A 23,566-nucleotide genomic window follows, 5' to 3' on the forward strand; every position below is an offset into this window, starting at 1 on the left:
GCAGGCGTCAAGCGCTGAAGCTGACCCTCAGGGTCATCAGGCTGGTTTCCCGGATCGGTTCCAGATCGAGGCCGGGATCCACCAGCATCTGGGTGCTGAGCCCCAGCAGCAGGGCGCCGACCATCAGGGCGGCCGCATCGGCGTTGAGGCCCTGACGGATCACACCCTCGGCCTGCCCCCGCAGGAACAGCGCCTCAAGGCGCGTTTCGACCTCCTTGTGCGCGGCGGCGAACGGACCGCGCAGAGCGGAGACCTCGGCCACCGCCCCGGCCATCAGCACGAAATAGGCGCGCATCTCGCCATCGTCGGCCAGATTGCGCAGATAGATATCGACGAACCCCAGGATCGCCTCCAGCCCGTCCAGCGTCTCCAGCTGGCCGGCGTCAAGCAGCTGTTGCAGCCGCGACTGCAGCCGCGCGATCAGCGCCTCGATCAGACCCTGCTTTGAACCGAAGCGCTGGGTCACCAGACCCCGGCTGTAGCCCGCCCTCGCGCCGATATTCTCGAAGGTGGCGGCAGCCATGCCGCGCTCCACGATCAGCTCGGCCGCCGCGCGCAACAGCTCGCTTTCAGACTGCTGGCGGCGATCCGACTGGCTGCGGCGCACGAGCGGAACCTTAAGGGTGGATGTCATCTTGCGGAGGTTACTTATTTGTTGAACAACTAGCAAATAACAAAGGCGGCCGCAGAGCCGCTCCCGGAGGTTCCAGGAGTTCGCGCATGACCATCCCCGTTGATATCGCAAACACCATCGTCGACCCAAAGGCCTATGCCGACGGCGACCGCATCGATCAGGCCTTCGCGCGGCTGCGCCGCGAGAGCCCGCTTGAGGTGGCCCAGCCCGACGGCTTCGACCCCTTCTGGGTCGTCACGCGCCATGCCGACATCCTGGAGGTCGAGCGCCAGAACGAGCTGTTCCACAACGGCGACCGCGCGACGATCGTCACCACCATCGAGGCCGACCAGAAGGTGCGCGCCATGATGGGCGGCTCGCCGCATCTGGTCCGCTCGCTGGTCCAGATGGATAATCCCGACCACTTCGCCTACCGCCGCGTGACCCAGGGCTCGCTGCTGCCGCAAAACCTGCGGTCGCTGGAAGCGCGGATCCGCGAGATCGCCCGCAGCTTCATCGACCGCATGGCCGCCCAGGGCGACCGCTGCGACTTCGCCCGCGACGTGGCCTTCCTCTATCCGCTGCACGTGATCATGGAGGTCCTGGGCGTGCCCGAGGCCGACGAGCCGCGCATGCTGAAACTGACCCAGGAGCTGTTCGGCAGCGCCGACCCCGATCTGAACCGCGACGGCAAGGTCGCCACAGACGTCAATGAAGGCATCGACAGCCTGCAGTCGGTGATCATGGACTTCATGATGTATTTCAACGCCATGACCGAGGATCGCCGGGCCAATCCGCGCGAGGATCTGGCCAGCATCATCGCCAACGGCAAGGTCAACGGCGAGCCGATGGGCCACCTGGAAGCGATGAGCTACTACATCATCGCCGCCACGGCGGGGCACGACACCACCTCCTCGACCACCGCGGGCGCGATGTGGGCCCTGGCCGAGAACCCCGACCAGTTCGCCCGCGTCAAGAATGATCCCAGTCTGATCCCGGGCCTGGTCGAGGAGTCGATCCGCTGGGTGACGCCGGTGAAGCACTTCATGCGCACCGCCACCGCCGACGCCGAACTGGCCGGCCGCAAGATCGCCAAGGGCGACTGGCTGATGCTGTCCTACCCGTCGGGCAATCGCGACGAGTCGGTGTTCGAGGACCCCTTCAGCTTCCGCATCGACCGCACGCCCAACAAGCACGTGGCCTTCGGCTACGGCGCCCATGTGTGCCTGGGCCAGCACCTGGCGCGGATGGAGATGCGGGTGCTGTGGGAAGAGCTGCTGGCCCGCGTAGAGAGCGTCGAGCTGGACGGCCAGCCCACCCGGATGACCGCCAATTTCGTCTGCGGCCCCAAGGCGGTGCCGATCCGCTTCAAGATGCACTGAGGCGATCATGAGCGAGCCCTTCAAGGTCTGGCAGTGCCGAACCTGCGGCTACATCTATGACGAGGCCGAGGGCGATCCGGGCGAAGGCCTGGCGCCCGGAACCCGATGGGCGGACCTCCCCGCCCACTGGATCTGCCCCCTGTGCGGAACGCCCAAGTCCGACTTCGACATGATCGAGCTCTGAAGCGCAGACAGCGATTTCTTCACCCTGTCCCCTTCCCTCGCCAGCTTGGCCGCACAATGTTCGGTTTGAGTTGGCGGGAGACGGTGATGGGCTCGAACTACGAACTGGCGCAGGTCAATATCGGCCGCCTCCGGGCGCCGATCGATCACCCGATGATCAAGGACTTCGCCGACAATCTCGACGCCGTGAACGCCATCGCCGAGGCCTCGCCCGGCTTTGTCTGGCGGCTAACCGGAGAGGGCAACAACGCCACCGATCTTGCCCCCTACGATGACCCGCTGATCGCCATCAACATGTCGGTCTGGACCGACATTCCGTCGCTGGGCGCCTTCGTCTATCGCGGCGACCACGTGAAGATCATGCGCCGCCGCCGCGAGTGGTTCGAGCACATGGACGTCTTCATGGTGCTGTGGTGGGTCCCGGCCGGTCACCGTCCGACGATCGAGGAGGCCAAGCAAAGGCTGGCCCTTCTGGAAAGGCTGGGACCGACGGCGCAAGCCTTCACCTTCAAGAGCCCCTTTCCGGCGCCGGACGCCATTCCGGTCGCGCCGGTGCTGGATGAGTGCGGGGCCTAGTTTTACAGCCCAAACCGCTGACAGGCGGCGCGAACGGTGCTACAGGCCCGCGCCATGAAAGCCGCCGTCATCGTCTTCCCGGGGTCCAACTGCGACCGTGATTGCAAGGTCGCCATCGAGCGCTCGGCCGGAGCCCGCGTCGAGATGGTCTGGCACCAGGAAACGGCTCTGCCCGACGACCTCGACCTGATCGTCCTGCCCGGCGGCTTCTCCTATGGCGACTATCTGCGCTGCGGCGCCATGGCGGCCCAGAGCCCGGTCATGAAGGAAGTCGTCAAGGCCGCCGGCGACGGCATGGCCGTGGTCGGCATCTGCAACGGCTTCCAGGTTCTGTGCGAAGCGGGCCTGCTGCCCGGCGCCCTGCTGCGCAACGAAAAGCTGAAATACATCTGCAAGCCGGTGGCCCTGGATATCGTCAACAGCCAGACCCGCTTCACCGCCGAGTTCGGCGAGCAGCGCGAGGCGGTGATGACCGTCGGCAACGGCGAGGGCAATTTCTTCGCCGATGAAGAGACCCTGGACCGCCTCGAGGGCGAGGGCCAGGTGGTGTTCCGCTACAAGGACAACCCCAACGGCTCGGCCCGCGACATCGCCGGCATCGTCAACCCCAAGGGCAACGTCCTGGGCCTGATGCCCCACCCCGACCGGTCGTTCGACGCCGATTTGGGCTCCGAAGACGGCGCGATCCTGTTCCGCAGTATCTTCGCCAGCGCCTAGAACTCACATCCTCTCCCCTCGTCCATGTCATCCCGGCCGAAGAGCCGGGACCGACGCCTGAGCGCCGCGCTTCCTGCGGTCCCGGATCGGCGCGCTACGCGCTTGTCCGGGATGACAAGTCGGTCGATGGTCCCCCAGGGAAAATTCCTGAGGGGGAAGATCGTGAAGACCATACTGACCTTGCTGGCGACCAGCCTAATAGCCGCCGCCACGCCCAGCTTTGCCCAGCACCCCCCCGGCCTGGCCAGCGAAACCCCCGCAGTCTTCAAACCCAATCTCGACCGCCTCGACTATGAGCGCCGCGAGGTGATGATCCCCATGCGGGACGGCGTGAAGCTGCACACCGTCATCCTCGTTCCCAAGCGCGCCAGCCATGCCGCGATCCTGCTGACCCGAACACCCTATGACGCCTCGGCGATGACCGCGATCAAGCCCGGCCTTCGCATGGCCAACGCCATCGACGGCTACGATCATCCGGTCGATGTCGTGATCGAGGGCGGCTACATCCGCGTCGTCCAGGACGTGCGCGGCAAGTATGGCTCCGAGGGCGACTATGTGATGAACCGGCCCCTGAAGGGCCCGCTCAATCCTACCGAGGTCGACCACGCCACCGACACCTGGGACACCATCGACTGGCTGGTGAAGAACATCCCCGAGACCAACGGCAAGGTCGGGATCCTGGGCATTTCCTATGACGGCTTCACCGCCCTGCAGGCCCTGTTCAACCCGCACCCCGCCCTGAAGGTGGCCGTGCCGATGAACCCGATGGTCGACGGCTGGAAGGGCGACGACTGGTTCCACAACGGGGCCTTCCGCCAGCAGGGCATGCCCTACATGTACGAGCAGGTCGGCACGCGGAAGAACGAGGAGCGCTGGATCTCTGGCGTTCATGACGACTACGACCTCTACATGCGGGCCGGATCGGTCGGCGAACTGGGCCGGCAGATGGGTCTGGAGCAGATCGGCTTCTGGAACAAACTCCTGGCCCATCCGGCCTATGACGCCTTCTGGAGCGGACAGGCCGTCGACAAGCTTCTGGCCCGGGAGCCGCTGAAGGTGCCGGTCATGCTGGTCCACGGCCTTTGGGACCAGGAAGACATCTACGGCGCGCCGGCGGTCTACAAGGCCATCGAGCCCAAGGACGTCGGCAACGACAAGGTGTTCCTGGTGATGGGCCCCTGGAACCATGGCCAGCAGATCGAGGAAGCCTCAAGCCTGGGCGCCATCAGGTTCAACGCCGACACCGGCCTGCAATTTCGCCAGGAGGTGCTGGCGCCCTTCCTGGCCCACTATCTGAAGGACGACGCGCCGCCGATGGACGTGGCGCCCGTCACCGCCTTCGAGACCGGGACCAACCGCTGGCGCAAGCTGGACGCCTGGCCCTCGGGCTGCGCCAGGAGCTGCGCGACGACCGCCACGCCGCTCTATCTGCAGGCCGGCGGCAAGGCGGGCTTCGCCGCGCCCAAGGCCGGCGAGGCCGCCAGCGACAGCTATGTCTCCGATCCCGCCAAGCCGGTGCCCTATCGGGCCCGTCCCAGCCAGCCGACCGGCTATGAGCCGCCCCTGACCTGGACCCAGTGGCTGGTCGACGACCAGCGCGAGGCCTCGGGTCGCACCGACGTCCTGACCTATACGACCGACGTCCTGACGGCGCCGGTGAAGATCAGCGGCGAGCCGATGGTCAATCTGGTGGCCGCGACCACCGGCACGGACGGCGACTTCGTCGTCAAGCTGATCGATGTCTATCCCGATGAGGTCGCAGCCACCCCGGAGATGGGCGGCTATCAGTTGCCAGTGTCGATGGACATCCTGCGCGGCCGCTACCGCGAGGGGTTCGAGACGGCGAAGCCGATCAAGGCCAATGCGCCCCTGACCTATCGCTTCGCCCTGCCCAACACCAACCACGTGTTCCTGCCGGGCCACCGGATCATGGTGCAGGTCCAGTCCAGCTGGTTCCCGCTGTATGACCGCAACCCCCAGACCTTCACGCCCAACATCTTCCTGGCAAAGCCGTCCGACTATGTGAAGGCGACGCAGACGGTGTTCCACGCGGCGGACAAGGCCAGCTTCGTCGAGTTGCCCCTGGTGACGGCCAAATAGGCCGACGACGGCAAGGTGAGCGCCGGTCTGTTATATTATAGCATCCGGCGCGACCCGCCCCTAGGATGCCGCAATCCAAGGGAGCTTCTCATGAGTCTTGCTTCATCCCTGCGCGCCGGCCTGCTGGCCGCCGCAGCCCTGACCGTCGTCGCCGCGACCGCACAGGCCCAGACGCCGGCCCAGACCGCCGCCCAAGCCGCCGCGATGACGCCGGACATCGACGGCAAGTATGTCGCGCCCAAGGTCGGCTATGACTACGACAAGCGCGTGATCATGGTCCCCATGCGCGACGGGACCAAACTCTACACCGTCATCGTGGTCCCCAAGGGCGGCAAGAGCCTGCCGATCATGCTGACCCGCACGCCTTACAACGCCGCCAGGCGCGCGGCCCGCAACGACAGCCCGCACATGCTGGCGGCCATGCCCCAGGGCGACGAGCCCTTCGTGGCCGACGGCGGCTATATCCGCGTGTTCCAGGACATCCGCGGCAAGTACGGCTCTGAGGGCGACTATGTGATGACCCGGCCGCTGAAGGGGCCGTTGAACGCGTCCGAGATCGACCACTCCACCGATGCGTACGACACCATCGACTGGCTGGTGAAGAACGTGCCCGAGACCAACGGCAAGGTCGGCATGCTGGGCAGTTCGTACGAGGGCTTCACCGTGGTGATGGCCCTGGTCAATCCGCACCCGGCCCTGAAGGTGGCCGCCCCGATGAGCCCGATGGTCGACGGCTGGATGGGCGACGACTGGTTCCACCACGGCGCCTTCCGCCAGCCCAACCTCGACTATTTCACCGGCCAGACCACGGTGCGCGGCGCAGGCGACGGCGTGCAGCGCGGCGCCTATGACGACTACGAGACCTTCCGCCGCGCCGGCTCGGTCGGCGCCTACGCCAAGGAACATGGGCTGGACCAACTGCCCTGGTGGAAGAAGACGGTCGAGAACGCCGCCTACACGCCGTTCTGGAGCCAGCAGGCCCTCGACAAGACCATGGCCGAGCAACCCCTGAAGGTGCCGACCATGTGGATCCAGGGGCTCTTCGACCAGGAAGACATATGGGGCGCGGTTCACGCCTATGCGGCCACCGAGCCCAAGGATGCGGCCAACGACAAGAGCTATCTGGTGCTGGGCCCCTGGCGGCACAGTCAGGTCAACTACGACGGCTACAATCTGGGCCCATTCAAGTGGGAGGGCGACACCGCCCTGCAGTTCCGTCGCGACGTGCTCAAGCCCTTCTTCGACCAGTACCTGAAGGACGCGGCTCCGAAGGCCGATACGCCGCCCGTGCTGATCTACGACACCGGCGCCAATCACTGGGACCGCTTCAAGAGCTGGCCGCTCTCCTGCGAGAGCAACTGCCAGGCCAAGTCGAAGCCACTGTATCTGACGTCCAGCGGCGGCCTGTCCTTCACCGCCCCGGCGGCGGCCAAGGGCGCGGCGGCCTTTGACGAATATGTCTCCGATCCGGCCAAGCCGGTGCCATACCTGCCCCGCCCCGTGCGCTTCGCCGACGGCGACCGGTGGCGGTCATGGCTGGTCACCGACCAGCGCGCCTTCGCCGATCGCACCGACGTGCTGACCTATGTGACCGAGCCGCTGGACAAGCCGCTGACCATCGCCGGCGTGCCCAAGGTCAATCTGATGGCCTCGACCAGCGGCACCGACAGCGACTGGGTGGTCAAGCTGATCGACGTCTATCCCGACGAGGTTCCCAGCCAGCCCGAACTGGGCGGCTACCAGCTGGCCGTGGGCATGGACATCTTCCGGGGTCGCTATCGCGAGAGCTTCAGCGATCCCAAGGCGATCAAGCCCAACACGCCGCTGAAGTACCAGTTCATCCTGCCGACCGCGAACCACACCTTCAAGCCGGGTCACCGGATCATGGTGCAGGTGCAGTCCAGCTGGTTCCCGCTTTATGACCGCAACCCGCAGACCTTCGTGCCCAACATCTTCCTGGCCCAGCCGGCCGACTATGTGAAGGCGACCCAGCGGGTGTTCCACGCCGGCGATACGGCCAGCTTCATCGAGCTGCCCGTCGTGGAGAAATGACAAGGAAAAGGGCCGGCGAAGTATCGCCGGCCCTCCACCTGCGGAAGCTGCTTTGCTGCGTCAGCGGTCGGTGCGTTGGTCATCGTCGCGTCTGACCTGATCGGACCGGTCAGCGCCCTCGTCGGTCTCGGCCTGCCCAGCCTGTCCGCCGGGATTTCGTCCCGGCTCATTCTGCCTGGGCTGCCCCTGCTGCTGTTGCTGCCCGGGGCTCTGTCGGGCGGGGTCGTTCTGCTGTTGCTCGGGCTTGCGATTGTTATCGGTCATCGGCTTTACTCCTTTGCACAGCGCGCTTGTGGCGCACGAGGATAAAACGGCCCCGGACTCGGGTCGTTCCTAAAGCCCAGCTGCCTTAGTTTAGGCCTACCGTGATCCAAGGCCTCAGGCCGCCAGACCTTGCGAAGGTTGCGAAGCGGCATTTACACGCCCTCAGGTGTGTGTCCCAATCTGCTCAGCTCAACCCGAAGCCCAAGGTTTGATCCATGCTAGCTTTTGCTCCCCTGCTGGCCGCCGCCGCGACGATGGCGTCCGCCTCCCCCGCTCCCGCCGATCTGCAACTGGTCTGCCGGGGTCTGCGCGAACAACGGTTCTTCGCTGAAGACTACACGCGCCCCGAGATCCGATCGGCGCTGCAGAACCGATGGCCCGTTCATCGTCGTCCCGCGACCATCGAGGTTCAGATCAACAGCAAACGCGGACGGATCCATCTGGGCGAGAGCATGATCCCTGCGGCGCACACCGGCGGCCGGGACGGCTGGTGGCGGATGAACGAGGTCAGCCAGCAGGGCGAAATTATCGCTGGGGCCTATCAGTTGAACGGCAGAAACACCCAGCGCATCACGATCAATCGGGCCAACGGCCGGGTCGAGATCGAGGGCGCGGGTCGCTATCGCGGTGTCTGCCAGGAAGGCCGCGCGCTGGATATTCGCCGTCCGCCCGAGTTCTAGGACGAGGTCTGAACGTCCAGCCAGATCGGCATGGCAGGCAAACCTCTGCCGCCCTCCCGGGCTTTCCCGGCATGATCCTGCTCGCCCGTTTTAACCACACGGGCGCGAGCCTGACAGTCGCCTCTCTGGGTTTTCGAGCCCCGACAAGCTCGCGCCGAGGGGGAGAGCGCTGGAAAGCGAAGCCTCGCCGTCGCTTATCAGCCCCAGAAGAAGCGACGATTTCAGGGCCGCGCCGTCGCGCGAACACCGAAACCCGTCGACGACCTCGATGGGAAGAACCGATGAGCACTCCTGAACCCACGAGCGGCGTACCCGTCTGGGCCCGCAAACGCCGCAAACCCGGCAATCCGCTGGTCGGCGTGGTGGTGGTTCCGCTGTTTCTGCTGGGCGCGCTGACGGCCGGTCTGGCGATCCAGGCCAAGTCGTTCACCGGGGCTGGAGCCCGGATGGACGGCTGGATCGCCATCGCCTGCGTTCAGGTCAGGGACGCCATGGGCGACCTCACCGGCAAGCCTGTGAAGGCCAAGGCGGAAAAAGCCGCCCACTGATCGCTCGCAACGGGGCGTGAGACCGCTCTGTCTGGTGGCGGAATCTTCGAGGTCGCGCTAGAAGGCGCCCTCATGAGCACCCCCTCCAACGCCCCCGCCCAGACCCCGCCGAAGTCGATGGCCGAAATGGCCCGTGAATTCGGTCTCAACGCCGAGGAATACGGCGTCGTCCTCGACCGCCTGGGCCGCGAGCCGAATCTGGTCGAGCTGGGCGTGTTCTCGGTGATGTGGTCCGAGCACTGCTCGTACAAGTCCTCCAAGAACCAGCTGAAGAAGTTCCCGATCACCGGCCCGCGCGTCATCTGCGGTCCCGGCGAGAACGCCGGCGTCATCGACATCGGCGACGGCGACGCGATCATCTTCAAGATGGAGAGCCACAACCACCCCTCCTATATCGAGCCCTATCAGGGCGCGGCGACGGGCGTGGGCGGCATCATGCGCGACGTCTTCACGATGGGCGCGCGACCGATCGCCCTGCTGAACGCCCTGCGCTTCGGCGATCCTTCGCACCCCAAGACCAAGCGTCTGGTGGATGGCGTGGTCGCGGGCATCGCGGGCTACGGCAACTGCGTGGGCGTGCCCACCGTGGCCGGCGAGACCAATTTCCACAGCGGCTATAACGGCAACATCCTGGTCAACGCCATGTGCGTGGGCCACGCCGAAGCTGACAAGATCTTCTACTCGGCCGCCCCGGGCGCGGGCCTGGCCGTGGTCTATTTCGGCTCCAAGACCGGCCGCGACGGCATCCACGGCGCGACCATGTCGTCGGCCGAGTTCTCCGAGGATTCCGAGGAAAAGCGCCCCACCGTCCAGGTTGGGGACCCCTTCGCCGAAAAGCTGCTGATCGAGGCCACGCTTGAACTGATGGCCACCGGCGCCGTCGCCGCCATTCAGGACATGGGCGCTGCGGGTCTTACGTCGTCATCGGTCGAGATGGCTGGCAAGGGCGGCGTCGGCATCGAGCTGAACATGGACATGGTCCCGCAGCGCGAGACCGGCATGAGCGCCTACGAGATGATGCTGTCGGAAAGCCAGGAGCGCATGCTGGCGGTCCTGAAGCCCGGCCGCGAGCACGAAGGCCACGCCATCTTCGAAAAGTGGGGCCTGGACGCCGCCGTCATCGGCTACACCACCGACACCGGCCGCCTGGTGCTGAAGCATCACGGCGAGACCGTCTGCGACGTGCCGCTGGCCCCGCTGTTCGACGACGCGCCGCTGTATGATCGCCCCTGGGTCCAACCGACCCTGCATCCGCGCCTCGACCCGGCCAGCATCCCCGCCCCCACCGACTGGAACGCGGCGGTGCTCAAGGTCGTCAGCTGCCCCGACATGGCCTCCAAGCGCTGGCTGTGGGAGCAGTACGACCGCCACGTGATGGCCGACACCCTGGAAGACAGCGCCACCGGCTGCGACGCCGGCATCGTCCGCATCCATGGCACGGGCAAGGCCATCGCCGTGACCAGCGACGTCACCCCGCGCTACGTCCAGAACGACCCCTATGAAGGCGGCAAGCAGGCCGTGGCCGAAGCCTGGCGCAACCTGACCGCCGCCGGCTCGCTGCCGATCGCCATCACCGACAACCTGAACTTCGGCAGCCCCGAAAAGCCCGAGACCATGGGCCAGATCGTCCGCGCCACCGATGGCATGGCCGAGGCCTGCCGCGCGCTCGACTTCCCCGTCGTGAGCGGCAATGTCAGCCTCTACAACGAGACCAACGGCGTCGCCATTCCACCCACCCCGACCGTCGGCGCCGTGGGCCTACTGGTGGACTACGATCTGCGCATGGGCTTCGGCAACGTGGCCGAGGGAGATGCGCTGGTGCTGATCGGCGACAGCCACGGCGAACTGGGCGCCTCGATCTATCTGCGCGAGATCCTGGGTCGCGAAGACGGCGCCCCGCCGCCGGTCGACCTGGCCGCCGAGCGCAGGCACGGCGACTTCGTGCGCGACCTGATCCCCACGGGCCTGGTGGCGGGTCTGCACGACCTGTCGGACGGCGGCCTGCTGATCGCGGCCGCCGATATCGCCCTGGCCTCCAAGGTCGGCATTACCCTGAACGCCTCCAGCAGCCTGCACGCCCACCCCTATCTGTTCGGCGAGGACCAGGCCCGCTATCTGATCGCCACCCCGGACCCGGACGCGGTGCTGGCGGCGGCCAAGGACGCCGGCGTGCGCGCCAGCGTCGCGGGCGTGGCCGGCGGCGACGCCTTCGCCTCCACGGGCCTGTTCTCCATCCCCCTCGAAACCCTGCGCGCGGCCCACGAGGCCTGGATGCCGGGCTTCATGGGCGCGGCGGCCTGAGGACCTCAAAATGAAGCTCTCGATCCTGGCGACCGCCGCCCTGACGCTGTCGCTGCTGACGGCCTGCGCCGCCCCGACCGCGCCGGCTCCGGCGCCGACGGCCGAGGTCTCCGAAGCGGCCTGCGCCGCGCGCGGCGGCGTGATCCAGAGGGGCGGCAAGCTGCAGTTGCCCACCTGCGTCACGCCCTATGCCGACGCTGGCAAGGCCTGCACCGACAAGGCCCAGTGCCAGGGCGCCTGCATCCTTGAGGGCAATCTGGAGCCGCAGACGGGCGTCACCGGTCAGTGCCAGAAGACCAGCGTCCAGTTCGGCTGCTACGCCAGGGTGGTGGACGGCAAGACGACCGGCGCCATCTGCGTGGACTAGGCTGACGGCGGCGGTGGCGCACCGCCTCGCCACGGCCACCTTTTGGCGGGACACTCCACCATGGACACAAGATTGACCCGCGCCCTGGCCATAGCCGGCCTGACCCTCACCCTGGGGGCCTGCGCCACCGCCGCGCCTGATCGCTCGGGGTTCCTGAGCGGCTATGAAGGCCTTCAGCCGCGGGAAAAGAGCGGCCGGGCCAAGATCCGCCAGTTCCGCGATCCGGGGGCGCTGGACGCCGTGCGCCGCGTGGCCCTGACCCCGGCGATCCTGTCCGAAGGCGCCGACAGCCGCTCGCCCCTGACGCCGGAAGAACGCCACGCCGTGCTGCGCGAGGTCGATGCGCAACTGTGCTTCGAGCTGTCAGAGCGGTTCGAGATCGTCACCGCCGATCAGGCCGACGCCGATGTGCGCGCGGCCGTCACCTGGTTCGAACCCACCGGCCGGGTCGCCTCGGCCGCGTCGGCGGCGTCGGGATTCTTTATTCCGGGCCCCATCGGTCTGCGCGCGCCAGGCACCCTGGGCGGACTGGGCGTCGAGGCGGAAATGCGCGCGGCCAGCGACAAGCGCCAGATCGCCGCCATCGCCTGGGCGCGGCGGGCCATGGTGGTCGGCACGGACAATCCGTCCCTGTCACGCATGGGCGACGCCCTGCAGTTCGCTGAGCCCTTTGCCGATACGGCTGCGGCGGTCATGACGCCCAAGGGGCTCAAGTCGCGCAAGATCGACAGCAAGACAGACCCCTGCAAGGCCTATGGCGATCGCTTCCGGCCCGGCGGCATGATCGCCGGAAGCATCACCAATCTCTATATTCCAGACTCTCGCGGCGAGACGGCCGCCAAGCCCCCGTCGCCCAAGAAGTAGCGTCCCCAGGCCGCGACCACGCGACCCGGGGACGACGGGGTCAGGGCATCAGCACGGTGTCGATGACGTGGATCACGCCGTTGGACTGCAGAACATCGGCGATGGTGATGTTCGAGACGCCGCCCTTGGCGTCGGTGATCGTCCAGCCGTGATGACCCTTGGCCACGGTGATCGGCTGGCCCTGAACGGTGGTCAGGACGGCCTTGCCACCGCCGGCCTTGGCCTTGGCTTCAATATCAGCCGCCGTCAGACGACCCGCCACGACGTGATAGGTCAGGATAGTGGTCAGCGTGCCCTTGTTCTCGGGCTTGACGAGGGTTTCGACCGTACCGGCCGGCAGCTTGGCGAAGGCGGCGTTGGTCGGAGCGAACACCGTGAACGGGCCGGGGCTGGACAGGGTCTCGACCAGACCGGCGGCCTTGACGGCGGCGACCAGGGTCGTGTGATCCTTGGAATTGACCGCGTTCTCGATAATGTTCTTGGTCGGATACATGGCGGCGCCGCCGACCATTACTGTCTTTCCATGCCCTGCGGCGTGATGATCCATTTTCGCGAGGGCGGAACCGCCGCACGAGATCGCAAGCACGCCAGCGATGGCGAGCATCATGGTCTTCTTCATGGGGTCTTCTCCGGGGAGTTACTGGTCCGTTGCTGGGACACAGACAGCTACGGTCGCTTCACGCGCCCGGATGCACTTGATCTGAAAATTGCCGACGGACCTGTCGAACGCCCTAGCCGGCGACCGTCTCGGCATGTTCGCGCCCGGACCAGCGGGCGACGGCTTCCAGCAGCCTGGACGGATTGATCGGCTTGCCCAGGTGATCGTCCATGCCGGCGGCGATGCAATTGGCCACCTGTTCGGGCAGGACATTGGCGGTCATGGCCACGATCGGGGTGCGCCAGCCGGGAGCGTCGGTCATGGCCCGGATCCGCCGGGTTGCGGTCAGGCCGTCCATGCCCGGCATCTGGATATCCATCAGCACCAGGTCGTAGCCGCCCTGACGCACCGCCTCGACGCCCGCGACACCGTCATTGGCCGTATCCACCGTGATACCGAATGGCTCGAGCATGGTGCGGATCAGCTCGCGATTGACGGCGTTGTCCTCGACCAGCAGCAGGCGCACAGCCTGATCCGGATCGGGGGGCGTCGGATCCTCAAGCGGGGTTTCCGGCGCCAGATCGCACAGGGGCGCCCGGATCTCGAACCAGAAGCACGACCCTTCGCCCTCGCGACTGTCGACGCCGATCTCGCCGTCCATCTGCTCGATGATCCGGCGCGAAATGGCCAGCCCAAGTCCCGTGCCGCCAAACCGTCGCGAGACCGCCGCATCGGCCTGGGAGAACCGGTCGAACACGCCGTCCAGCTGATGGTGCGCGATGCCGATGCCGGTGTCGCGCACCTCGACCCGCAGGACACCCGTATCGCCTTCCAGACCCTGTTTCACGATCACCGTGACCCGACCGGTATTGGTGAACTTCACCGCGTTGGACAAAAAGTTCAGCAGCACCTGGGTCAGGCGTGGCGCATCGGCCTGCATGGCCCGCAGATCATCAGGGGCCGACACCTCCAGAACTAGCCCCTTGGCCACGGCCTGGCCCTCGATCAGGGCGGCGCACGAGGCGACCATCACACGGGGATCGAATGGCTGCGGATCCAGCTCGACCCCGCCGGCCTCGAGCCGCGAGAAGTCGAGCACGTCATTGACGACATTGAGCAGCGTGTTGCTGGCGTCCTGGATCAGGCACACGTGCCGGGCGTCGCGCTCCGACAGGGCGCTGGACCCGCGCAGCACCCCGGCAAAGCCGATGATGGCGTTGAGCGGCGTACGTAGCTCATGGGTCATGTTGGCCAGGAAGTCGGACTTTGCCGCCGCCGCCGTCTGGGCCAGCTCCAGGGCGTGGGTCAGTTCCAGTTCCAGCTTCTTTCGCTCCGTGACGTCGCGTGTCGTCACCAGCAGTTCGCGCTCGGCGCCGGCCACCCGCTTGTAGGTGCTCTCGAACCAGATCGGCGTGCCGTCCTTGCGGGCGCTCTCGTACTCGTAAATCTTGGATTCGCCGCCGGGAATCAAAGTTCGCACCAGCGCCTGGACAGCCTCGTAGTCCTCACGACTGGTCATCGCCTCCGGCGGCAGGGTCTGCCATTCCTCAACCGTAAAGCCGGTCAGCCGCTCGATCGACGGCGACATGTAGAGGCGCTCGCCAGACCGGGACCACAGATTGATGTTGTCCGTCAGATTCTCGGACAGGAGCCGGTAAAGCCGGTCGCTTTCCCGTAACCGCTCCAGGGCGTCCTCGGCCTCGGCCCGCCGACGCTCGGCCTCATCGATCGCCAGCTGCTTGGCCGCCAGGCTGCTGGACAGGTCCCTCTCCAGCCGCAGCAGCCCCCTGCGCTGTTGACCGATGGAAAAGGCCAGCGGCGCGGCGAGAACCGTGGAGATCAGGAAGGTGGCAAGCGGCGAGTAGGCGGCCGGGTTATGCAGGATCAAGATGTTGACCACATAGTCCATCGCCATGGCGACGCCCACGACCAGGACGACCGTCCGGAGGGTTCTGATGATCGTATCGCGCAGCATGGACCGGTCGATCGCGGCGAATCCTTTTGGGAATCCTAGCAGGCTTGTCAGAATTTAAGGTCAGATGGCCCCCGTTGCCAACCGGGGCGGCAATCGGCCGCGCCGTGGACCGATCAGCGCGCGGGCTGCAGGGTGTCCAGATCCCGGTCCAGCGCCAGGCTCGCGGCGACCACGGTGGCGATCGAGCGCCTGAAGAAGTCCTGCGGGATGGTGGCGAAATCGTCCGTGCTCTTGTGATATTCGGGATGGTCCTCGACCCCGAAATAGACCCACGGCACGCCCTTCACGGCGAAGGCGTAGTGATCCGACTGGTTGGTCCAGTTGTTCTGGGCGCCGTCGGCGTCGGTGTCGTGACCCAGCTTCAGGCTGACCGGCGCGGTCGCGGCCACCTTGTCCAGGATCGGCTTCAGCGCCGGGAACGGCGACGCGCCGCTGGCATAGAGCTCGTTCTTCGGGTTCTTGCTCAGCATGTCGAAATTGATGTTCAGGGCGATGGTCGACAGCGGCACGGGCGGATTGGCGACGAAGGCGTGAGCGCCGCGCAGGCCGCCCTCCTCGGCGTCGACCACCGCCAGGATCACATCGTGCCGGGGCGGACTGGCCTTGAAGGCTTCGGCGACCGCCAGCAGCCCGGCCACGCCCGAGGCGTTGTCGTCGGCGCCGTTGAAGATCTCGCCGCCGCGCACGCCCAGATGGTCGTAGTGGGCGGTGACCACGATGGCCTTGCCGTCTCCCCCAGCGCTTCCTTGGGCGGTTCCGGGAATGCGGGCCACCAGATTGATGGCGTCCACCTTGGTCCCGTCGCGTCGGGTGAAACTGAACGGCTGCTCAAAGCCGGCGCCGATGGGCGACAGGCCGATCTCGCCAAAGCGCTTGAGAATGTGCGCCCGCGCCAGGGCCGAGCCCGGCGTGCCCGGCGCGCGGCCCTGCATGGCGTCGTCCGACAGGATGCGGACATCGTCCAGCGCCCTGGCGCCCGGCGTGGCGGCGCAGGCCGAAGCCGCGGCGCCCAGGGCGAAAATCAGGGCCAGAAGGCGGAGGCGCGGGGCGAGAACCTGAATCATGTCGACCGTATGCCCGCAGGCGGCTTCCAGAGGGAGTTAAATCGACTTAACCATGCCTGTGACCAAAAGACGCCCCGTCTTCCTCCCGTACGCCCGTTCTTAAGAATTCCGGGCCATACAACCCCTTCAAGGATTGGAGCTTTCCTCCCGTGCCCATGTCTCCCGCCGACCTCGAAGGCCGCCTGCACGCCGCCTTCCCCGACGCCGAGATCGTGCTGACCGATCTGGCCGGCGACGGCGACCACTACAAGGCGCGCATCGTCTCGCCGGCGTTCCGGGGCCTCAACCGGGTCAAGCAGCACCAGATGGTCAATCGCGCCCTGGCCGATGTGCTGGGCGGGACCCTGCACGCCCTGGCGCTGGAAACGGCGGCGCCGCCCTCGGACCAGGCTGACTAGCGATGCGCTACCGACCGTTCGGCAATTCGGGCATGACGGTTTCGGCGATCACGCTCCGTCTGTCCGATCAGTCGCGCCTGCGCGCCAACGAGTGGCGGGCCCTGATCTTCACGGCCATCGAGAACGGCATCAACAGCTTCCAGATCGACGGCGAGTCGCCGGCCCTGCTGCAGGGCGCGGCCGAAGCCTTCGCCTCGGTCGAGCGGCGGCTGCTGTTCCTGACCTGGCGGGTGCGCGAGGAAGCCGGGCAGTTCACGGACGCCGTTGTCGAAAGGATGATGGCGTCGGTCTTCGACGACCTGGGCCTGGACTATCTGGATCTGGTTCTGATCAACGATCCGCTGGGTCCCGACCTGCCGGCCGGCGGCGATGCGGCGCTGCGCACCCTGCATGAGGGTCGGGCCATCCGCGGCCTGGGCGTGGCCAGCCGGGGCGACGTGGATCCGGCGCTGACCCAGTCCGGTCTGGTCACGGCCCTGTCTTCACCGTTCAACCTGTCGTCGGGCTGGGCCGAGCGCAATCGCGTCCGCGCCGCCGTCAGTCAGAACCTGGCGGTGATCGGCGAGGATTTCTGGCCCCAGGCCCTGCGCGAGATCAACAACAAGCCGCTGTTCCAGAAACCTTCGCTGTGGCGGCGTCGCAGCGATCCCCTGGCCGATGTGGGTGGCTATGACTTCCTGACCAGCACCCAGGGCTGGAGCGCCGAGGATATCTGCCTGGGCTACGCCCTGACCGAGCCCTCGCTGGCCACCGTGCAGATCACCGCCGACACCCAGGCGGAGGTCGAACGCCTGGCCGCCGTGGTCGAGCGCGACCTGCCCAACGGCGTCTGCGCCCAGATCGAGATGGCGCGCTTTTCGGCCCAGGAACGCGAGCGCGCCGCCGGCCGGCGATAGCGCCGGCCCTTGACCCGGGCACACGCGGCGCCTAGCTGAAGGGACTTGCAAGGATCTACCCGCCATGACCGACGCCGCCTCCTCCCCCGCCCTCGACTTCATCGCCAAGACCGTGGCTGACCACGCCGTGGTGCTGTTCATGAAGGGCGTTCCCGACCAGCCGCGCTGCGGTTTCTCGGCGGTTTCCGTCCAGATCCTCGACCATCTGGGCGTCGAGTTCATCGGCGTCGACGTGCTGCAGGACGACGACCTGCGCCAGGGCGTCAAGACCTTCACCGACTGGCCGACCATTCCCCAACTCTATGTGAAGGGTGAGTTCATCGGCGGCAGCGACATCGTCCGCGAGATGTTCCAGTCGGGCGAGCTGAAGACGCTGCTGACCGAGCAAGGCCTTATCGCCGCTTGAGCCGGGTTTTCCAGCCCGCCGCCAACGCCTTCTCGATGACCTTTACGCCCACGGCGTCGGACATCGACGCCAATGAGCACGTCAACAACGTGGTCTATCTGGCCTGGGCCCAGGATCTGGCCATCGCCCACTGGGAAGCCTGGGCCACGCCCGAGGAACGGGCCGGCTGGAGCTGGGTGGCGCGCCGCCACGAGATCGACTATCGCCGCGAACTGCGCCAGGGCGAGATCGCCACGGGCTATACCTGGGTCGGCGAACTGAAGGGCCCGCGCTTTGAGCGCTATGTCCGCATCGACGGCCCCGACGGCGAGATGTGCGCCCAGAGCCGCACCGACTGGGTGCTGATCGACACCGCCGCCCGGCGCCCCGCCCGGGTGATGGACTGGATGGTCGAGCGGTTCAGCGCGAAGGGTTAGCCACCGCGAACCGCTCCCCGCGCCGCAGGCCCAGCTCCTCATAGCTGAACACCAGATCGACCACCCCCGCCTCACCAAACCGGCAGGTCTCCAGCCGACGCCGCGCGAAGGCCAGCACCGCGCCGCCAGCGTCGCGATCAAGCCTGAACACGAAATCAGCCTTGGCGGCGCAGCCTAGCGAGGCCACGCGCACCGTCAGGCCGTGACGGCCGCTCGTCACGCCAACAGGCTCCAGCTCGGGCCATGTGACGTCGGACGCCATGAGCCTGGGCGTCGTGGCGCAGCCCGCCACGACGAGGGCCACGCCGAAAACCAGCAGGGATCGACGGGATGGCGGCATTGACGACGGTGCGATCCTGAAGGGCGGGTATGACCCCGATCCTTCAGGACGGAGACCGCCAGCGCAATGGCGTTCTTGGAAACGCCCTAGCTCCAGGGCCCCGTCCGACGCGGGCTGCTGACCGGCACCGCCGTGCCGACGCGGCGGGGACGCGTCCCCTGCCCCACGCCCAGGGCCAGCAGGGCCTCGACGCGGTTGTGGGTGGCCGGATGGGTCGAGAACAGGTTATCCGCGCCCTGACCGTTCAGCGGGTTGATGATGAACATGTGGGCCGTGGCCGGATTGCGCTCGGCCTCGTGGTTCACCGCGCCGCCGCGGGCATAGGCCTCGATCTTCTGCAGGGCGCGGGCCAGGGCGGCGGGATCGCCGCCGATCTGGGCGCCGACCCGGTCGGCCTCGTATTCGCGCGAGCGGCTGATGGCCATCTGCACCAGCATGGCGGCGATCGGCGCCAGGATGGCGATGGCGATCGCGCCGATCACGCCGCCGGGACGGTCATCGTCGCGCGAGCCGCCGAAGAAGAAGGCGAAGTTGGCCAAGGCCGAGATGGCGCCGGCGATGGTCGCCGTCACCGTCATGGTCAGGGTGTCGCGGTTCTTCACATGGGCCAGTTCGTGAGCCATGACGCCGGCGATCTCGTCGCGGTCGAGCATGGCCAGCAGGCCTGTCGTGGCGGCCACGGCCGCGTGCTCGGGATCACGGCCCGTGGCGAAGGCGTTGGGCTGGTCATTCTCCATCACGCAGACACGCGGGCGCGGCAGGCCGGCCTTGTCGGCCATGGCATGAACGTCGATGGCGTAGTCGCGGACGCGGCGGTAGGGGTGGGTCTCGTCGACCTCGACCGCGCCATAGGTCTTCAGCACGATCTTGTCGGCGTTCCAGTAGGAAAACGCGTTCAGGCCGACGGCGAAGACCAGGGCGATCATCATGCCCGTCGCGCCGCCCAGCATGAAGCCCGCCGCCATGAACAAAGCGGTCAGGCCGGCCAGCAACATGTAGGTCTTGAGGTGGTTCATGGCGCTTTCGTCAGTCGAAGATGTCGAAGAGATCAAAGCCCTTCTTCTTCTTGTAGTGGCCGTGCTGGCCATAGCGATGACGATCATCGTCATCCTTGTAGCGACGGGGCTCTTCATAGCGCGGCGGCGGGGCGTAGTGCTGCTGCTGCTGCGGCGGAGCCTGATACGGGGCCTGCTGACGCGGCGGCGGCGCGGCCTGGCTGGAGGCGTCCTCGCGCTCCAGCGCCATCAGCTTTTCCAGCTCGCCACGATCCAGCCACACGCCCCGGCACTTGGGACACATGTCAAACTCGACGCCGGCGCGATTCACCGCCTGCATCGAACCATCGCAGTTGGGGCACATCAGAAGCGGCATAAGGCGTTCCCTTTCCAGACTGGAGGGGTGTTCTCAACGCTGGATCCGGACCGAGGGGGGGAGGGACAACCGGACCCAGACATCGAGAACACCCGATGCGGTCCGACATCACGAATGCTTGCATTCACTCGTCAGAGGGGCCCGGCCCGCTCCTAGAAGCTATGCAGCCGCGAGGGCCATTCAAGAGGGGCTCTCGAAAAAAGATCCTCCCCTTTTGGGGGGGAGCACCCAAACGAAAAAGGCCCCGGATCTCTCCGGGGCCTTTCCGATAGTCTGCGTAGTCGAAGGGCTTCTTACGAAGCGTAGAATTCGACGACGAGGTTCGGTTCCATCTTCACCGGGTACGGCACTTCCGACAGTTCCGGAGCGCGGACGAAGGTGGCCGACAGGCCCTTGACGTCGACGGTGACATATTCGGCGAAGTCGCGTTCGGCCGAGACGACGGCTTCCAGCACCAGGGCCATGTTGCGCGAACGCTCACGGACGGCGATGACGTCGCCGGCCTTGCAGCGGTACGAAGCGATGTTGACGCGCTTGCCGTTCACGGTCACGTGGCCGTGGTTCACGAACTGGCGGGCGGCGAACACGGTCGGCACGAACTTGGCGCGATAGACGATGGCGTCCAGGCGCGACTCGAGCAGCGAGATGAGGTTTTCCGAGGTGTTGCCCTTGCGGCGGGCGGCTTCCTCGTAGGTGCGCGAGAATTGCTTCTCGGTCAGGTTGCCGTAGTAGCCCTTCAGCTTTTGCTTGGCGCGCAGCTGCAGACCGAAGTCGGAAACCTTCTGCTTGCGGCGCTGGCCGTGCTGGCCGGGGCCGTAGGACCGCTGGTTGACCGGCGACTTGGGCCGGCCCCAGAGGTTTTCGCCCATACGGCGATCGATCTTGTACTTGGCGCTATGGCGCTTGGACATGTGTAGCTCTTCAGTTCGATCCGGGCCGGCGCCTCAATTAGTAGAGGCGCGATCTCAACGGCGGCGTCGCATCAGTCCGTCATATGATTCCACGCCACACGGCGAGCCGGCGGCGGGAAGGCGCGGTTTATGACGGAGGGGCGGCGGGGAGTCAATCCGAGACCGCCCGAAGATCCTACACGCCTTGCGTGGGCCCGGGAGCGGGCCAGAATTCGACGCCAAGGCCGACGGACTTCAGGTGAGCGATGACTGCGACGACCTCGCTATACGGCAGGCTATCGTTGGCCTGAACGCGGATGCGCCTCAAACCGTCTCGCTCGGCCGCGAAAGCGGCGACTCGAATCTTCAACAGGTCAGCGCCCATTCGCTCGCCGTTCAGCTCGTAGCGCCCCTCGCCGAGCATCGTGACCACGACGGGAAGTGGTCGAACAACACTTGGCGGAGGCGGTACGCCTTCGACTGTGCCTATGGCCAGAGCTTTCGGTCGCGGAGCCGCCGACACCATCGAGACGACCAGCACCGCCAGCAGGGCGGGCACCATCGGCGTCATGTTGATCGACGCTATCGGTTTGAGCTCAAACCGTCCCGCCAGTCCCTTCGCCATGAGCCGCCTCCGTCAGAAACAGACTGATCCCGACGGAGGCCGGTTGCAACCCTAGGGCCGCACGAGCGGATTGCGCACCCGCACCTTGCCGCCATGGTCCACGCCATAGGCGTCCAGCGGGAAGCGCAGGTCGACGCCCTCGGCGATCAGGGCGCGGCACAGGTCCGGCCGCTTGCGGGTGAAGGCGAAGGTGGCAGAGCCGTCGCGGCGGTTGCTCTCGACGGCAAAGTCGGCGGCGTTGGTGCAGCCGTTGGACGACACCCGGATCACCAGGTCGCCCTTGTCGATGGTCGCGCCGTGGATCGGCTCCAGGTCGGTCTTGGTGATGTTGACCGAGGTGTCGGGGTGATCGTCGGCGTCGATGATCACGCAGGCCGAGGTGGTGAAAGCCAGCGCGATGACGGCGGCAAGCGAAGCGAATTTCATGGTGATAGGTCCCCACCGGTCGAAACTTGACCGTGGAGCCAGATGAGCGGTCGCCGCCTGAACCGTGGATGAATTACCGAAAGTTCACAACTGGGCCGCGTGCCGGATGCGGATGACGGTCACCCTGTCGCCCATGACCTGATACCGGATGATGTAGGGCGAAATGATCACCATCCTGTCGATTCACAGCCAAAAAATCTGTCATCCCGGACAAGCTCGGCGAAGCCGGGCGCCGATCCGGGACCGCCGGAAGCGCGGAGTTCAGGCGTCGGTCCCGGATCTGCGCGCTTCGCGCTTGTCCGGGATGACAACCGTTGTGGTCGGAAAGCGCCGGACGCGATCAGACTAGTTCAGCCACGACACTGGCATGGGCTTTTCGTCTGGCGCCCCCCAGGTCTCAAGCCAGGCCGAGACCTCGGCATTGGGAACAACCCTACCTTCGGCGATGTCAGCCAAGCCTTCGGCGTCCGCAGCCTCTTCGGAGGCGGCGTCGAGGTCGTCAAAGATCGAGGGCTCACGGACCATGGCGTCAGACTACCACAGCCATGATCGGCGACACGGGCAGCTCGCGAAATTAGAGTCTCTGCGCGTGCCAGGCCAGGTGCTCGCCGATGAAGCTGGTGATGAAGAAGTAGCTGTGGTCGTAGCCTTCCTGGCGTCGCACCGTGATCTTGCGGCCGGCATTCGTAGCGGCAGCTTCGATCAATTCGGGCTTCAGCTGGTTTTCCAGGAAGCTGTCGGCCAGGCCCTGTTCGATCAGGATGTCGTCAAAGGCGCTCCCTGCCCCGTCCTCGATCAGGGCGCAGGCGTCGTGAGCCCGCCACAGGCTGCGGTCCTCGCCCAGATAGGCGGTCATCGCCTTGTCGCCCCATGGGCAGTTCAGCGGCGAGACGATGGGCGAAAAGGCGCTGACCGAGCTGAAGAGGTCAGGGTTGCGCAGGGCGAGGGTCAGGGCGCCGTGGCCGCCCATCGAGTGGCCGAAGATCCCGCGCCGGGCCGGGTCCAGCGGAAAGGCGCCGTCGACGGCCTCCAGCAGGTCCTTGGTCACATAGGAATACATCTGGAAGTGCGGCGCCCAGGGCGCTTGCGTGGCGTCGACATAGAAGCCCGCCCCCTGCCCCAGGTCATAGGCCGGATCGTCGGCAACGCCTTCCCCGCGCGGCGAAGTGTCGGGCGCGACGATGGCGATCCCGAACCGCGCGGCGTGTTCGTAGACGCCCGACTTGGTGGTGAAGTTGTCTTCCGTGCAGGTCAGGCCCGACAACCAGACGAGATAGGGAAACGGCCCCTCGCCATCCGGCGTCCACACCGTGAACTTCATCGGCGTGCCGGTGCTGCCGCTGGCGTGCTTGCAGTAGCGCAGGGTTCCGTCGTGCAGGCGGTGGATGGCGGTGATTTCGACGGTCATGGCTTGCTCTCCTCCCTTCCCCCTTGATGGAGGAAGGGTCGGGGATGGGGGTGAACAGCGTTGGCGGGCGTCACCACGGCAGCGCTCTATCCTGAAGCGGGGTCAC

The 23,566-nt window shown here is 66.5% G+C and carries 28 protein-coding genes; 15 read left to right on the forward strand and 13 right to left on the reverse strand.

The genetic code is table 11. The features are described from left to right. Positions 1–7 precede the first annotated feature (7 nt). A complete protein-coding gene (locus ACW17V_RS13495; protein ID WP_492105603.1) occupies positions 8–634 on the reverse strand; it encodes a TetR/AcrR family transcriptional regulator in 627 nt (208 codons plus the stop codon). Between the two features lie 86 nt (positions 635–720). Between ACW17V_RS13495 and ACW17V_RS13500 the strand changes: the two genes are divergently transcribed. The 6 genes from ACW17V_RS13500 (at position 721) to ACW17V_RS13525 (ending at position 7,623) form a co-directional block, all read left to right on the forward strand. Then, on the forward strand, positions 721–1,995 hold the full coding sequence (locus ACW17V_RS13500; RefSeq protein WP_492105604.1) for a cytochrome P450: 1,275 nt from the start codon (positions 721–723) through the stop codon (positions 1,993–1,995). 4 nt (positions 1,996–1,999) lie between these two features. Then, positions 2,000–2,179, forward strand: coding sequence for a rubredoxin (locus tag ACW17V_RS13505; RefSeq protein WP_419321430.1), 180 nt, complete (start codon positions 2,000–2,002; stop codon positions 2,177–2,179). Between the two features lie 86 nt (positions 2,180–2,265). Beyond that, positions 2,266–2,754, forward strand: a complete 489-nt coding sequence (locus ACW17V_RS13510) for a DUF3291 domain-containing protein (protein ID WP_492105605.1) — start codon at positions 2,266–2,268, stop codon at positions 2,752–2,754. A 54-nt stretch (positions 2,755–2,808) separates the two neighbouring features. Further along, on the forward strand, positions 2,809–3,471 hold the full coding sequence (purQ, locus tag ACW17V_RS13515) for a phosphoribosylformylglycinamidine synthase subunit PurQ (protein ID WP_492105606.1): 663 nt from the start codon (positions 2,809–2,811) through the stop codon (positions 3,469–3,471). A gap of 162 nt (positions 3,472–3,633) precedes the next feature. Continuing rightward, positions 3,634–5,571 (forward strand): CocE/NonD family hydrolase, encoded by a 1,938-nt coding sequence (locus ACW17V_RS13520; protein WP_492105607.1) that lies wholly within the window; start codon positions 3,634–3,636, stop codon positions 5,569–5,571. A gap of 90 nt (positions 5,572–5,661) precedes the next feature. Continuing rightward, the gene (locus tag ACW17V_RS13525; protein ID WP_492105608.1) at positions 5,662–7,623 is read left to right on the forward strand and encodes a CocE/NonD family hydrolase; all 1,962 of its coding nucleotides are present in this window, start codon (positions 5,662–5,664) and stop codon (positions 7,621–7,623) included. Positions 7,624–7,683: 60 nt separating this feature from the next. Here the strand turns inward: ACW17V_RS13525 and ACW17V_RS13530 are convergent, their stop codons facing one another. After that, positions 7,684–7,887, reverse strand: coding sequence for a hypothetical protein (locus tag ACW17V_RS13530; RefSeq protein WP_492105609.1), 204 nt, complete (start codon positions 7,885–7,887; stop codon positions 7,684–7,686). A gap of 215 nt (positions 7,888–8,102) precedes the next feature. Between ACW17V_RS13530 and ACW17V_RS13535 the strand changes: the two genes are divergently transcribed. The 5 genes from ACW17V_RS13535 (at position 8,103) to ACW17V_RS13555 (ending at position 12,647) form a co-directional block, all read left to right on the forward strand. Next, a complete protein-coding gene (locus tag ACW17V_RS13535) occupies positions 8,103–8,567 on the forward strand; it encodes a hypothetical protein (protein WP_492105610.1) in 465 nt (154 codons plus the stop codon). A 281-nt stretch (positions 8,568–8,848) separates the two neighbouring features. Continuing rightward, positions 8,849–9,115 (forward strand): hypothetical protein, encoded by a 267-nt coding sequence (locus ACW17V_RS13540; RefSeq protein ID WP_492105611.1) that lies wholly within the window; start codon positions 8,849–8,851, stop codon positions 9,113–9,115. A gap of 72 nt (positions 9,116–9,187) precedes the next feature. Beyond that, positions 9,188–11,416 carry a phosphoribosylformylglycinamidine synthase subunit PurL gene (purL, locus tag ACW17V_RS13545; RefSeq protein WP_492105612.1) on the forward strand — a complete coding sequence of 743 codons (2,229 nt, stop codon included), beginning with the start codon at positions 9,188–9,190 and terminating at the stop codon, positions 11,414–11,416. 10 nt (positions 11,417–11,426) lie between these two features. Further along, the gene (locus ACW17V_RS13550; RefSeq protein WP_492105613.1) at positions 11,427–11,783 is read left to right on the forward strand and encodes a hypothetical protein; all 357 of its coding nucleotides are present in this window, start codon (positions 11,427–11,429) and stop codon (positions 11,781–11,783) included. A gap of 60 nt (positions 11,784–11,843) precedes the next feature. After that, positions 11,844–12,647: a DUF3313 family protein gene (locus tag ACW17V_RS13555; protein ID WP_492105614.1), complete on the forward strand. Its 804-nt coding sequence runs from the start codon at positions 11,844–11,846 to the stop codon at positions 12,645–12,647. A gap of 40 nt (positions 12,648–12,687) precedes the next feature. Here the strand turns inward: ACW17V_RS13555 and ACW17V_RS13560 are convergent, their stop codons facing one another. The 3 genes from ACW17V_RS13560 to ACW17V_RS13570 form a co-directional block, all read right to left on the reverse strand. Beyond that, on the reverse strand, positions 12,688–13,266 hold the full coding sequence (locus tag ACW17V_RS13560) for a fasciclin domain-containing protein (protein ID WP_492105615.1): 579 nt from the start codon (positions 13,264–13,266) through the stop codon (positions 12,688–12,690). A 112-nt stretch (positions 13,267–13,378) separates the two neighbouring features. Continuing rightward, positions 13,379–15,220 carry a PAS domain-containing hybrid sensor histidine kinase/response regulator gene (locus ACW17V_RS13565; RefSeq protein ID WP_492105616.1) on the reverse strand — a complete coding sequence of 614 codons (1,842 nt, stop codon included), beginning with the start codon at positions 15,218–15,220 and terminating at the stop codon, positions 13,379–13,381. A gap of 113 nt (positions 15,221–15,333) precedes the next feature. Next, positions 15,334–16,284, reverse strand: a complete 951-nt coding sequence (locus ACW17V_RS13570) for a M20/M25/M40 family metallo-hydrolase (protein ID WP_492105617.1) — start codon at positions 16,282–16,284, stop codon at positions 15,334–15,336. 149 nt (positions 16,285–16,433) lie between these two features. Between ACW17V_RS13570 and ACW17V_RS13575 the strand changes: the two genes are divergently transcribed. From ACW17V_RS13575 to ACW17V_RS13590, 4 genes are all read left to right on the forward strand, one after another. Continuing rightward, a complete protein-coding gene (locus ACW17V_RS13575; RefSeq protein ID WP_492105618.1) occupies positions 16,434–16,682 on the forward strand; it encodes a BolA/IbaG family iron-sulfur metabolism protein in 249 nt (82 codons plus the stop codon). A gap of 2 nt (positions 16,683–16,684) precedes the next feature. Then, positions 16,685–17,578, forward strand: coding sequence for an aldo-keto reductase family protein (locus tag ACW17V_RS13580; protein WP_492105619.1), 894 nt, complete (start codon positions 16,685–16,687; stop codon positions 17,576–17,578). Between the two features lie 64 nt (positions 17,579–17,642). Then, entirely contained in the window at positions 17,643–17,984 is a 342-nt protein-coding gene (gene grxD / locus ACW17V_RS13585) for a Grx4 family monothiol glutaredoxin (protein WP_492105620.1), read from the forward strand. After that, positions 17,981–18,400: an acyl-CoA thioesterase gene (locus ACW17V_RS13590; protein ID WP_492105621.1), complete on the forward strand. Its 420-nt coding sequence runs from the start codon at positions 17,981–17,983 to the stop codon at positions 18,398–18,400. Before grxD ends, ACW17V_RS13590 begins: the two co-directional genes overlap by 4 nt. Here the strand turns inward: ACW17V_RS13590 and ACW17V_RS13595 are convergent. The 8 genes from ACW17V_RS13595 to fghA all read right to left on the reverse strand — a co-directional run bounded on the left by ACW17V_RS13595 (position 18,384) and on the right by fghA (position 23,460). After that, a complete protein-coding gene (locus tag ACW17V_RS13595; protein WP_492105622.1) occupies positions 18,384–18,740 on the reverse strand; it encodes a hypothetical protein in 357 nt (118 codons plus the stop codon). The genes ACW17V_RS13590 and ACW17V_RS13595 overlap by 17 nt on opposite strands. Before the next feature lie 86 nt (positions 18,741–18,826). Beyond that, the gene (gene htpX, locus ACW17V_RS13600; protein WP_492105623.1) at positions 18,827–19,756 is read right to left on the reverse strand and encodes a zinc metalloprotease HtpX; all 930 of its coding nucleotides are present in this window, start codon (positions 19,754–19,756) and stop codon (positions 18,827–18,829) included. A gap of 10 nt (positions 19,757–19,766) precedes the next feature. Beyond that, positions 19,767–20,111, reverse strand: a complete 345-nt coding sequence (locus tag ACW17V_RS13605; RefSeq protein WP_492105624.1) for a TFIIB-type zinc ribbon-containing protein — start codon at positions 20,109–20,111, stop codon at positions 19,767–19,769. A gap of 293 nt (positions 20,112–20,404) precedes the next feature. Next, entirely contained in the window at positions 20,405–21,022 is a 618-nt protein-coding gene (gene rpsD, locus ACW17V_RS13610) for a 30S ribosomal protein S4 (protein ID WP_035044534.1), read from the reverse strand. 175 nt (positions 21,023–21,197) lie between these two features. Next, positions 21,198–21,626, reverse strand: coding sequence for an ExbD/TolR family protein (locus tag ACW17V_RS13615; protein ID WP_492105625.1), 429 nt, complete (start codon positions 21,624–21,626; stop codon positions 21,198–21,200). A gap of 51 nt (positions 21,627–21,677) precedes the next feature. Beyond that, positions 21,678–22,052: a hypothetical protein gene (locus ACW17V_RS13620; protein WP_492105626.1), complete on the reverse strand. Its 375-nt coding sequence runs from the start codon at positions 22,050–22,052 to the stop codon at positions 21,678–21,680. A 345-nt stretch (positions 22,053–22,397) separates the two neighbouring features. Further along, positions 22,398–22,577: an antitoxin gene (locus ACW17V_RS13625; RefSeq protein ID WP_492105627.1), complete on the reverse strand. Its 180-nt coding sequence runs from the start codon at positions 22,575–22,577 to the stop codon at positions 22,398–22,400. A gap of 49 nt (positions 22,578–22,626) precedes the next feature. Continuing rightward, positions 22,627–23,460: an S-formylglutathione hydrolase gene (gene fghA, locus ACW17V_RS13630; RefSeq protein WP_492105628.1), complete on the reverse strand. Its 834-nt coding sequence runs from the start codon at positions 23,458–23,460 to the stop codon at positions 22,627–22,629. Positions 23,461–23,566: the final 106 nt, after the last annotated feature.

This window comes from Caulobacter sp. FV2ye17ST (genome assembly GCF_058680955.1).